The organism is uncultured Shewanella sp. (genome assembly GCF_947495455.1).
In the GTDB taxonomy this organism is placed as follows: Bacteria; Pseudomonadota; Gammaproteobacteria; order Enterobacterales; family Shewanellaceae; genus Shewanella.
Genome location: NZ_CANLZC010000074.1, coordinates 17,961 through 30,112 on the forward strand (window position 1 = coordinate 17,961; position 12,152 = coordinate 30,112).

A 12,152-nucleotide genomic window follows, 5' to 3' on the forward strand; every position below is an offset into this window, starting at 1 on the left:
TTTGCGCATGACAATAAGCTATTGGCGATAAACAAGGAGTTATCGTGATCCAAGTGAAGGACTTATGTTTTAGTCGCCATGATGGTGACAATAACCATGTGATTTTAAATCAACTTAATTTGTTTATACCTGCAGCGCAACACTTAGCATTGCTTGGTGATAGTGGTTCGGGCAAAACGACTTTTTTACATATCTTAGCGGGCTTATTGCAAGCGGATAGCGGTTGGGTGAGTGTGAATAACCTAGCACTCTGTTCCTTAAATGAGCAGGCTCTCGCACTTTACCGTCGTAAAGTCGGATTGATTTTTCAGCATTATCAATTACTCGACTGCTTAACCGTTAAGCAAAATATGCTGTTTCAGTATCATCTGAATTTTCCAAACCAAGTGGCGACGGAATTTGAATCCCTTGTGAATACCTTAGGGTTAGAAAATAAGCTTAATGCATTTCCAGAACAACTCTCTGGTGGTGAGCAGCAAAGAGTGGGGATCGCCAGAGCATTGCTGAATAAGCCTCAAATCATTTTTGCCGATGAACCGACGGGGAATTTAGACAGAATACGTTCACACCAAGTGGTTGAGCTTCTGACTCAGTTATGCCGAGAGAGGCAAATAAACTTAGTGATGGTGACACATAGTCATCAGTTAACGGATTATTTTGATCAAGTGAAAGTGCTCAGAGATGGTCGTTTTGAATAACGAAATCAAGCTCATTTTAACGACTCATCTGATGTTTTATCGCAGACACCCTTGGTTAATTGCATTATTCTTATTAGGATTTAGTTTAGGCAGTGCACTGTTAACGGCGATTGCGGGCTTTAATCAAGAGGCTAAAACACGCTACCAAGCGTCTGCTGCACTTATCAATAACCCTGTGACATATTTAATCAAACCATTGATGGGAAAGCAGTATATTGATGGCAATCTTTGGATCCGTTTAAAAAGAGCAGGGATAGTGAATGCTCAGCCTGTGTTACGCGGCAGATTAACCACCCATGAAGGGCAGCATTTAGCCATTCAAGGCGTTGATACATTACAATGGTTAATGCATCCTCAATATCGCCAACAATATCAACAAAGTGATGTGAGTCACTCACTTTTTTTCTCTTTAGAGGCACTCTTTGTTGATCCTCAATTTTTAGAACGTCTCGATACCGCAACCAAACATTCAGGGCCATTTGTTTTAAAGCCTGGCCAAAGGCAACCTGATATTCGTTATGTCAATGATATTGGATTATGGGCGATAACTGATCTCGCCTTTGCAGATGATTTATTACAGGCTAAGGGGCGTTTGAGTTTTATAGAGCTTTCAAATGTCAATGAAGCGCAATTAGCTCAGATAGTAGAATTAATAGCGGGAAAAGCGCGGCTTATTGAAGCCCAACAGCAAGTGTTTGATGTGCTATCTGAAGCCTTCTTTTTTAATCTCGCGGCACTGGCTATGTTAGGTTATATTGTGGCCGCATTTTTAAGCTTTAATGCTATAAAATTGACCTTAGTGGCAAGAAAAAGAGTCTTAAAACAATTGCACTTGTTGGGTTGTACCGCTTTGTGTATTAAATTGAGCTTGATTGTCGAGTTGATCATGGTGAGTCTTGTGACGGCCCTGTTAGGCACCATAGGGGGCTATTTTATTGCCAATGGACTTGTGCTTGATGTCAATCAAACATTAATGAGTTTGTATCAACTGGATAAGGCCCTTGTGATCCATTGGCAATGGAGCAATGTGCTGTTGGGGTTTACGCTCAATATTTTCGCATTGGCAATCATATTATTAGCACAAACTCAGTGGGTGGTTAGGCAATCATCATGGGTATTTTATAGCTTATTAGTGGGCGGAGCAGCAGGGTTCATTTGGCTGTTTCATTTTGCTGTGAATGAGTATCAAGCTTTACTGTTGTGTTTTACCTTATTACTGTTATTTATTCTACTTGTGCCTAGAGCAATATCGGCTCTAGTGTCATTGCCCTTGCATTTTACCCATCCGTTAGCACAGTGGTTACATGCGGATACTCGATGGCATATTAAAGACTTATATATTGCTATTATTGCTATTTTAGTCGCCTTAGGCAGTGCGATCGGTATGCAAATTATGGTGTTGAGTTTCAGTCATAGCCTAAATGCACACCTTGAAAAACAATTGAGTGCTGATATTTATTTGCGATCAAATACACTTGATAGTCATTTAAGACAAATGCTCAGTGAGTTACCTGAGGTGACGCGGCTCAGTATTTACATGAGAAGCGATGGCGAAGTGGATAGTATTCCGGCACACTTGTCGAGTTTTGGAAACAATATCGAGCATTATCAACACCTTTCTTTGACATCGGGGTTACCCATTCGTGAAGCTAACTTGAGTGGTGAAGCTTGCTTGGCCAATGAGCAAAGTCACGTTAAATATGGAGTGACCTTGGGAAGTGTGGTGGTGTTTGAGCAAAACGCAACGCATTTTAGGTGCCGTATCACGGGATTTTTTTACGATTATGGTAACCCGAGTATATTGTTGTTGACATTAGAAAATCGGCATCAAACGGCGTTATTAAATAAAGTGTTTTTGGGGTATTCCATTCATCTTAATCATCATACGCCGCTTGCGGCCTTTAGTGAACGCTTAATTGTAGAGTTTAATCAAGACAGCACGACGATCTTGCCAAATAAACGCATTAAACAATATGCAACTGACTTATTTGACGACACATTTGTGGTAACCAAAGCCCTTAATGGTTTTATTCTGGCCATTGCGTTGTTAAGTCTATGTACCAGTTTATTGAGCTTAAGTGCAAATCAACTAAAGCAGTTAATGATATTACATCAACTGGGCGTAACCCAGCGTCAATTGTTAACCATGAAATTAGTGCAAACGACAGGGGTTGTCAGTGTGACCGCTTTATTTGCCATACCGCTGGGTTTGGCATTAGGTTTGGCCTTGCTCACTTTTGTGATGCCCATTGCCTTTGGTTGGAGTATTCATTTTTATTTCGATTTATACAGCTTAGTATTGACTTGCTTCACTTTGGTTGGCGTGTCGGTGGCATGTGCTTATTTACCTATTAGTCACCTCACACACCTAAAGGAGTGGTGATCCTATGTTAAAGCGAATATGTCGAGGTTTCTTATTCCCTCTTTTAGCCTTGTTGCTTGGTTGTCAGCCTGATGAACAAGGAGCAATGCCATCAGCGTTTCACATAGCCAGTGGAAAAGCAGTTAAAAGGGGAGCTGAGTTAGTCTTTCCCGAGGATCATGGTATTCATGTTGAGCAAGGTATTGAATGGTGGTATATCACGGCAAATGTCAACAGTGAGGCAGGGGAGAGCTTTGGCATACAATGGACGCTTTTTCGTACTTTAATGCCGAAACATATACATTCAAGCTGGTGGGATGATCAGCTTTATTTTGCTCATTTCGCCATGCAGCATCAACAGGATCATGTCGCCTTTGAGCAGTTTGCTCGCGCAAGGCAAGCAGAGGTGACCATTGCGCCCTTTAAAGCGGTTATCAATCATTGGCAATTAACCAGCATTAATGATGCATTTTTACCCCTTAAGTTGACGGCGGCACAGGAGGATTATCAAGTTGAATTGACCTTAAGTGATAGTCCTAGGGTATTACAAGCGGATAAGGGTTATAGCCAGAAAACCCATAGTGGTCATGCGTCTTATTATTTCAGTTATCCTTTTTTAAAGGTAAAAGGTGATTTAATTTTTGCTGGGCACAAGTATCAAGTCACTGGGAATGCGTGGTACGACAGAGAATGGTCAGCCAGTTTACTTGATCCAAATCAGTTGGGCTGGGATTGGTTTAGTTTGGTGGATGATCAAGCCAAAGAGAAAGGACTGATGTTGTTTTGCATTAGAAGTCGAACTCGAGGTTATGATTATTGCAGCGGAACACACATTAGCGTTAATGGTGAAACCATCGAAATAGCTCACGAGAGTATTACATTGACTGTGCTGGAAACTGTGATGCTGGATAAGCGTCAATACCCGAGCAAGTGGCGGCTTGCGTTATCAAATCACCCAGACATCGTGATTGAAAGTTTGACTAAAGACTCTCGTAATCAATTAACCTTTCCTTATTGGGAAGGTCGCGTTCAAGCCTCAGGCGGTTTTAATGGAGTGGGATATGCGGAGTTAACGGGCTATTAGGTGAAAGCTTGAGTGTTGTGAGTTTTATGTATGGGTAAATGGTAGCCTTGACTGCTTGTTTGTGGATGATTAATTCAATTCATCGCTATTGTTCAATTTGTTTGATGAAGCGTTCATACTATGTGTCCCATTGAAAGCAAGATGTTGCCATGTGTTGGCGTTGGCCGTGACAACAGCATTTTATGGCGGGTTAGGCTTGGCAGTTATTTTTATTCGCCATACACTCAAAGGGACTTGTTGCTATTGTGAGCAGAGTATTTATGAGTGAAAAAAAACGGCCTTTAAAAGAAACGCCCACCCCTTTGATGAACACTTGGCGTTTAGTTAAATTATATTGGCGATCAGAACAGAAAAAGACCGCTTACTTTTATCTTATTACTTTACTGATTTTAACCTTATTGTTAGTGGCAATGAATGTTGCTGTCACCTATTGGTATAAATATTTCTGGGATGCGATACAAGAATATAATAAGGAACTTGTGTTTCAATTGGTGCTTGTTTTCATCGTTTTAGCCGCTGTTTTTGTGGTGACAGCGGTTTATAAGTTTTATGTACAGGCACGCTTTGGTATTCGTTGGCGAGTTTGGTTAACCGAATATGTCATTGATACTTGGTTGAACAATAAAGCGTATTATTACATTGAAAACTTTGATGATTATACCGATAATCCCGATCAGCGTATTCAAGAAGATGTTAATTTGTTTGTGGATTTAACGACATCTTTGTTTCTTGGTGTGGTGGATGCGCTGGTGACACTTTGTTCATTTATGACATTATTGTGGATGTTATCAGGCCCGTTAGCTATCCCTTTGGGGAGTTTAGGAACGTTACATATTTCGGGGTACTTGGTCTGGATAGCCTTAATTTATAGTGTGGTGGGAACCTATTTAACCCATAAAATGGGCAAAAAACTTATTCCATTAAATTTTGAGCAGCAAAAAAGAGAAGCGGATTTTCGTTTTAATGCAGTGCGTATTCGAGCCAATGCCGAGAATATTGCGCTTTATCAAGCACAAGACAAAGAAAAGCAAGGGATTTTATCTGTTTTCAACCAAGTGATTGATGTGACCTTGAGAGTGATAAATCGCGAGAAAATGTTATTGTATTTTACTGCGGGTTTTAATCAAATTTCGATTATCATTCCTTTGCTTGCCGCATTGCCTATGTATTTTTCTAAAGCCATTCATATTGGTGGTATACAGCAAATTTCTAGCGCGTTTGCTCAAGTGCAAAGCTCTCTGTCTTTCTTTGTGAATGCTTACACAGATCTGGCTCAGTGGCGATCCGTTGTGATGCGTTTGACGACCTTTATGAATAAAGTGCAGGAAGTTGAATCGACTTATACGGCTTGCAATAGCGATTTTAAACGTGAACGGCACGATAATAGCAGTGTAGTGACGAAAGATTTAACCTTGCAGACTCAGACGGGCCACATACTCTTTTCCAATTTGAATATGACGTTTCAAGGAAACCGACACTATGTGATTAAAGGGCCATCTGGTGTGGGTAAAAGCACCTTTATTAAAGCATTGGCAGGTATTTGGCCCTTTGCTTCAGGGACTGTGGTGTTACCTGAAAATAAAACCGTAATGTATTTGCCCCAACGATCCTATTTTCCATTGGGAAGCTTACGGGAGGTATTATTATACCCCAGTGAGCAATCGGTGACTGATGCACGTTTAATGTCCTTGTTAGAGGCAGTGGGGTTGCCAAGGTTAACAACAGCCCTTGATGAAATAAAAAATTGGAGCGAAATTTTGTCTATGGGTGAGCAGCAAAAAGTGGCTTTTATTCGAGTGATCTTAAGTCAGCCTGATTGGGTATTTTTAGATGAGAGTACGTCATCATTGGATAAAGATAATGAACACATGCTTTATCAATTGCTCAATACGGCATTGCCTGATTGTACCGTTATCAGCGTTGCACACAGAGAGAGCGTGGCTGATCACCATGATGAAGTTGTGTATTTACAGGCCTTGGAGAGTTAGGCTTGGGTGATTTGAGATATACATCGTCTAGGCTGAGCGTCTTCTAGCTGATAAGCGAGTGAGAGTAATTGCCTTTCTTGTCCAAAGGCTGCGGCAAAATGAACGCCGATGGGTAAGCCTAATTGACTCATTCCTAACGGTAATGAAATTGCCGGAGTGCCAGCGATATTTTGAAATACGGTAAAGGCCGAGTGTTGCTTGACCCGTGAAATGACCGCATCGGCATTATTTTCCGGTCCCATAAAACCGATTTTGGGTGGGACAGTGCCATTGGTGGGACAGAGTATGAGGTCAAAACGATCAAATATTTTGGCGTATTGGTACTGATAGTGGCGTAATCGTCTTAAAGAAAAAGGAAACTTAAGGCATTTGCGTAAGAACATTTTTTCTAATCCGCGCGTGTAATTTTCTAATTTTGATGATGACCATTGACTGGACGGTTTAAGTCTCATTGATTCGTTGATGAAACAGGCTAAAAAACCATAGTATAACACTAAATCATAAAAGATTTTTTTCGAGTAAGGAGATGGAATAAACTCGATATTATGGTTGAGCTTTTCACAGACATGGGCGGCGTGAAGTGTTGCCTTTACACATTCGCTATCACTTATTTCATTGTTCGCATTGTCGAGAAAGACCCCTATCGTTAATTTTTGATGATCATCAGGGTGAACTTGGCCAATGGGGGGCAGATAAGGTGAAGATTGGTAACGTTCGGCGCCAAGATAAAAGTGCACAGTATCTCTGACACTGCGAGTGAGCACACCTTGGCAGGCTAAATGGATTGGAAATTTACCTTCTGGCGGTATCAATCTTCCTCTAGAGGGCTTTAACCCAATTAATCCACAACACGAAGCTGGGGTTCTGATAGACCCACCTCCATCAGAACCATGGGCTATGGGGGTGACGCCTGCTGCAACTAACGCAGCCGCACCGCCTGAGGAACCACCAGGTGAATAATCAGTATTCCATGGATTGACAGTGTTACCCGTTGCTAATGATTCTGTGATACTGCTTAAACCCCATTCTGGCAGTGTTGTTTTTCCAAGAATACTCATACCCAGTGATAAATATTGTTTCACAAAGGGTGAATGGCACTTTGCTGCTTGTGCTTGAAAGGCACGAGTGCCATATTGAGTGGGGAGTCCTTGTACATCTTCGCAGTCTTTAATAAAAGAGGGAATGCCATAGAAAACACCTTTCGCGTCTTTAGGAATGCTGGATTTAACAATCTGTTTAGCATCAAGTAGTGGTGCCACAATGGCATTAATTTTTGGATTTATCTTGGCTGCTCTTGCTAATGCTGCTGTTTCAACTTCTTCTGTGGAGATGTCGCGATTTTTAATCTTTTCAGCGATAGCGGTCGCATCCAGAGCGCCGAGTACGTCATCACAAAATGCTGACTGTATGTTATTTGGATTATGACGCTTATCCATATGTTTATTCAAATGCTTATTTGTAGCGTTATTCATATGCTTATTCCAGTTAGCTATGATGAGTGGCTTATCTATTTTTTAACCTGTAGCCATTAAAAGCATAGTAAAGTGTGCTAGTTATTATGGAAATTTAAGTGTCATAGCGATTATTTATTGTTATTGCGGTGACTCAACTAGACTTATTTTATGCAAGAAGGTTTTTCCGTTTATGTCTTTTTATCTTTGTGACACTGCCAATGGCTATGTTGAAGGAGTGTGAGCAATGAACAAAGTGGTTCGGCATGATAAATGGTTGGCAAAGGATTATGCCAAAGCGTCAAATATGCAGTGGCGCCAGGCTCTAGAAGCATTAGCGCGTTGTGATTATAGGGCTTGTGATGCCATTCTCGATGTGGGTTGTGGTGATGGAAGAGTGACTCATTATGTCGCAAATCAGCTTGAGCATGGCAATATTATTGGCATAGATCTGGTTAAAGATATGATAAACTTTGCTCAAACTCATCATGGGGCATTAGCCAATATTCGTTTTTTACAAATGAGTGCCGACAACATTGTTTTTAAACAACATTTTGATTGTATTTTTTCTTTTAGCTGCCTGCACTGGGTCGCTGATCAAGCAAAAGTTTGGCAGGGCTTCTATCAACATTTAATTTCAACTGGCAAAGTCGTGTGTGGCTTTCAAGTGGATCATGAGCACTTTTGGAACACAGTGTTTGAACATCAGCAAGCCCGCCAATGGCAAGCTTATTTTTTGGATTTTCACGATCCTTATCATCATTTCACCTTAAACGATATGGTCAGTTTTATCGAAGCCGCCGGATTTTATTTACCGAGGATCGATGAAATACATCATGTTGAATACTTTGACACTCAGCATAAGCTCACGGATTTCTTTCTGTCATGGGTTCCTCAGTTTCGCCATCTTCAATCTCCATTAAGAGAGCAATTTGCTCAGCAGGTAATAGAGGATTATATGAATAAAATTCATCCTCAAATGCGTGAACGCGCGGGCGTACGTATTAAGCGCTATATTATCGAAGCTGAAAAATAATGCTGTATAAATGGTGAGTTATCCTGGGCTAATGGGGCCTTCATATGAAATACCCTATATTTTATTGAGTCTATTTGAATATTCTATTTGATTCAAATTGCTATTTTTGGTTGTTTTTGTTGGCTTTATTTCTTTGATTTTTAGAATAACCAACATATTTTATAAGTATGATGAAATCACTGGCATCTGGCTTGATATTCTAACCAATGCAGGGTATTGCCTGCTAACACGACGCTTCCTGACGCGACTGCGGTGGTTGAGGCCACAATGCCGCTTAACACTAAGCAAAACATGGGAGTATGGGTGATGTCTTCAGCGCGACAGAGTGAATATTTCATTTTAATTTTTTCTTCAAGCACTAATTTTTTGGTCACGGTATGACACTCGCCGTTTTGATATTGGTTGGATGAGACTTTAGGTAAAAAAACACAAGCGGATAATAGCTGCGTAAATAAGAGTATGAAGACGATACGAACAAACACGTTTTTAATCCTTTAAAAGGGCGGTAAAGGCTTATTTTTATGTTTTAGCCGTTAACACAGCGTTATAGAAAATATGACGCTGCTTTAAGTGCCCAAAGTTATTTCTAAATTCATATAATAAGTGCGATAGTATACTGAGTTTACTCATTGTTTATACAAGACTTTTGTCTATTTTTTCTAGGTGAATGTTGCTTATTTCTATATTGAAACCTACATTTTTATCACGATAACAGTTGATAATTTTATTTTTTGTGGCCTGAACGGTTAATGATGAAGCGCCAGCGCGAAACTCTGTAACGGCAAAAACGGCCTGAGAAATAACATTGGGCATATTTTGCTTCTATAAAGGATTGATGTTTATAGTGTAATTACGGTGTAAAACAAAATGAATGTATTGTATTTGTTATGTATAATGTATTTTTTCGTGAATTAAGTCATAAGATGCCTATGAAGATGAAAAAAGGCTCTTAATTGTAAGGTTGTTTACATGTTCAAAAAATTTATTATTCTTTTCATGATAATTTTCTCGTATAAATCTTTCGCCGCAGAAGTCGTGACCCATGAAGGTGTGGTTGAGCAAGTGACTGCGATGCCCCTGTCATATGGTGCTTATTCTGTCGATGTAAAAGGGCTTTTAGCGGTTTATGTGGAGGGCTTACCTAAGGGGTGTACCACTGGTCAAAATAGGGTGGTGATTTCGAGCGATCATCCATTGCATAATTCTGTTTTATCGATGGCTTTACTTGCCAAATCGACGGGAAAAAAGGTGCGGGTTGCGTATTTTAATGAGTGTACGATCAGAGCCGAATCATGGGATTTAGCCTATTTCCATTTGTTTGAGTAAATTCATATTGAGTGACAAAAAAGATTGATGCATACGTCATTCCTGTTTTTTACAATGACGAGGCTTGTTGTTGATTTTCATTCTTCGTGCTTGTTTATAGTATGTCGATAATAAAGGAGCGTTGTTAAGCTGATGAGTGAGCAGATGAATAAATAAAAAGCAGGGCTTAATAGCGAGCCAGTATGTTTGATAAGTAATTGCGAAATGAGCGGCGCGAGGCCGCCAAAAATAGCGAAGCCAACATTAAATCCTATGGAGGTGGTGAAATAGCGAGTTTCTATATGAGTGCATTTAATCATGAGGCTAGGTAAGGGTCCTTGATAAGACATGGTGAGCAATATGAACAGAATGAATATGCAAAAAATCATATAAAAGTGCGCGTTTTCATTGATGAGAAATAACAGAATAAAGGGAAGAATGAGTGACAGTATGCTGCTGGTGAGTAAAATAGGGTAACTTTTATGCTTATCAGATAATTGACCAAAAAATATTATCATTCCAATGGCAAGTAACTGTAAAATTATTGTCAGTATATGAGACCAGCTTGCATTGATATATTCTTGAGTATAATAAGGTAAGTAGAAAAAAGTAAAATAAAATAATGACGCAGGGGTGGCCATGAGGCCAATTAGCATAATAACGCGTGGTATTGATATGGTTTGTTGTATTGTGTCACTGGGTGTTTTCTTTAATTCTGAATAATCTATGGATTCAGGCATGGATAATCGAATAACGAAAAATAAAAAACCCATTCCGGCACCGATAAAATAGCAGAGTCGCCAGCCATCGAGCATAAAATGCAAAGGTGAGAATGTAGATTGAACGAGTATGATGAGCAGTGAACTCAGCAAGATCCCGATAATGACAAAGCTCCATGTTAGGGCGCCAAAGAAGCCTCTTTTTTCTTTGTTACATGATTCTAACATGTAGACAAAGGTGCCTGTGACTTCTCCTCCCGCAGCTATGCCTTGAATGAGTCTAAGTATAACCAATAATAGGGTGGCGGTATTTCCCCAACTGGCGGTTGTTGGCAGGCAGCCCATAGTAAACATAGTGATCGTCATGATCCCTATGGTTAATAAGAGCGCCATTTTTCGTCCGAGTTTGTCACCAATTTTGCCAAAAAGGTAAGCACCAATGGGTCGCGCAAGATAGCTAATCGCAAAGATAGCATAGCCTATGATGATCCCTGTTTTGGGATCGAGGTGACTAAAGTAAAGCTGGCTAAAAATAGGAATAAAAGCCGCATAAAGCGCAAAGTCATACCATTCTATGATGTTTCCAAGTGCCGCATAAGATTGATATTTGCTTATTTTCATTATTTTGTTCAAGGTAATAAATCAGCGAAAGAATGTTATTCATGATTCTAGTTGAGTATGACTCTTTTTTCATGGTTATTGTTTTTTATGGTATAGCACAAATGACATTAATATTGCTACCTACATTCTAATTTGTTTTTTATCGTCATCAATTATTAGAATGCCAGCATAACCATTAGCTTAAATACAAAGCCTAGTGTTAAGATGACTTTTATTGTGATCGTGACTTTAATCTGAACGGGTTCTTGTATTAAAAAGCAAATTTTGATTAGATGATTGCTAATATAATTACTGTCATTTTCACTATTGAGCTGTTGTTTGTTCATTTATGGTATTAACAAAAGGGATTGATTTATGGCAAGGTTTCAAGGAACCGTATTAGAGTTTCATCATTTTATTGGGCCAAGGATCAAGAGAGTTATTCATAGGCGGATTAAACACCATGTGAATAAAAGCAATGGTGTCTGTGAGTACTGCTATCAAAATGTTGTAGCTAGTGTGCTCAACCCATTTTTATTATCAGAGGGCATGGTTTCTTGTGATATCAATACCGTTGAGCAAGCAATATTGTCTGCTTTTGGGGCGATAAGTCAAACACCGACTCTCATCTGTCATTCGTGTTATACCTCCTACGATATAAATTCTGAAGCTAGGCATGCAGAGATTGAAGGGAGTGCAAAGCAGAGAAGAAGCTTTGTTGATCAAGTAACACCAGAATTCACTAAAATAGATCGCATTCGTTTATGGGCCAACAAACCCCATCAAATTAATTACAAAATGATTAAAGCGTTTCTAGAGTTGGATGGGTATGAGCCCTTAGGTGTCCCCTTATATAAAGCAGCCACATCAAGGGTTTTGAGGTAAAATACTCCAAACAACCATAATAAG

11 protein-coding genes are annotated in these 12,152 nt (G+C 39.7%); 7 read left to right on the forward strand and 4 right to left on the reverse strand.

Going from position 1 to position 12,152, the window contains the following annotated elements:
- The first annotated feature begins 44 nt into the window (after positions 1 to 44).
- The 4 genes from Q0791_RS17340 (at position 45) to Q0791_RS17355 (ending at position 6,132) form a co-directional block, all read left to right on the forward strand.
- Positions 45 to 698: an ABC transporter ATP-binding protein gene (locus Q0791_RS17340; protein ID WP_299009016.1), complete on the forward strand. Its 654-nt coding sequence runs from the start codon at positions 45 to 47 to the stop codon at positions 696 to 698.
- A complete protein-coding gene (locus Q0791_RS17345) occupies positions 682 to 3,081 on the forward strand; it encodes an FtsX-like permease family protein (RefSeq protein ID WP_299009018.1) in 2,400 nt (799 codons plus the stop codon). The genes Q0791_RS17340 and Q0791_RS17345 overlap by 17 nt, the downstream gene beginning before the upstream one ends.
- 4 nt (positions 3,082 to 3,085) lie before the next feature.
- On the forward strand, positions 3,086 to 4,144 hold the full coding sequence (locus Q0791_RS17350; RefSeq protein ID WP_299009020.1) for a lipocalin-like domain-containing protein: 1,059 nt from the start codon (positions 3,086 to 3,088) through the stop codon (positions 4,142 to 4,144).
- 260 nt (positions 4,145 to 4,404) lie between these two features.
- Positions 4,405 to 6,132, forward strand: coding sequence for an ABC transporter ATP-binding protein/permease (locus tag Q0791_RS17355; protein WP_299009022.1), 1,728 nt, complete (start codon positions 4,405 to 4,407; stop codon positions 6,130 to 6,132).
- Here the strand turns inward: Q0791_RS17355 and Q0791_RS17360 are convergent.
- Positions 6,129 to 7,604, reverse strand: a complete 1,476-nt coding sequence (locus tag Q0791_RS17360; protein ID WP_299009025.1) for an amidase — start codon at positions 7,602 to 7,604, stop codon at positions 6,129 to 6,131. The genes Q0791_RS17355 and Q0791_RS17360 overlap by 4 nt on opposite strands.
- A 226-nt stretch (positions 7,605 to 7,830) precedes the next feature.
- Here Q0791_RS17360 and Q0791_RS17365 point away from each other — a divergent pair, with 226 nt between their 5' ends.
- Positions 7,831 to 8,619 (forward strand): class I SAM-dependent methyltransferase, encoded by a 789-nt coding sequence (locus Q0791_RS17365; RefSeq protein WP_299009026.1) that lies wholly within the window; start codon positions 7,831 to 7,833, stop codon positions 8,617 to 8,619.
- A 176-nt stretch (positions 8,620 to 8,795) separates the two neighbouring features.
- Here the strand turns inward: Q0791_RS17365 and Q0791_RS17370 are convergent, their stop codons facing one another.
- Together Q0791_RS17370 and Q0791_RS17375 are read right to left on the reverse strand one after the other, a co-directional pair.
- Positions 8,796 to 9,101, reverse strand: a complete 306-nt coding sequence (locus Q0791_RS17370; protein ID WP_299009029.1) for a hypothetical protein — start codon at positions 9,099 to 9,101, stop codon at positions 8,796 to 8,798.
- 151 nt (positions 9,102 to 9,252) lie between these two features.
- Positions 9,253 to 9,432 (reverse strand): hypothetical protein, encoded by a 180-nt coding sequence (locus tag Q0791_RS17375; protein WP_299009032.1) that lies wholly within the window; start codon positions 9,430 to 9,432, stop codon positions 9,253 to 9,255.
- Between the two features lie 156 nt (positions 9,433 to 9,588).
- On the opposite strand from Q0791_RS17375, the gene Q0791_RS17380 reads away from it, so the two are divergent.
- Positions 9,589 to 9,945, forward strand: a complete 357-nt coding sequence (locus tag Q0791_RS17380) for a hypothetical protein (protein ID WP_299009034.1) — start codon at positions 9,589 to 9,591, stop codon at positions 9,943 to 9,945.
- Between the two features lie 77 nt (positions 9,946 to 10,022).
- On the opposite strand, the gene Q0791_RS17385 is transcribed toward Q0791_RS17380, so the two are convergent.
- A complete protein-coding gene (locus Q0791_RS17385) occupies positions 10,023 to 11,264 on the reverse strand; it encodes an MFS transporter (RefSeq protein ID WP_299009036.1) in 1,242 nt (413 codons plus the stop codon).
- Positions 11,265 to 11,618: 354 nt separating this feature from the next.
- On the opposite strand from Q0791_RS17385, the gene Q0791_RS17390 reads away from it, so the two are divergent.
- Positions 11,619 to 12,128, forward strand: coding sequence for a hypothetical protein (locus Q0791_RS17390; protein ID WP_299009038.1), 510 nt, complete (start codon positions 11,619 to 11,621; stop codon positions 12,126 to 12,128).
- The last annotated feature ends 24 nt before the right edge of the window (positions 12,129 to 12,152 follow it).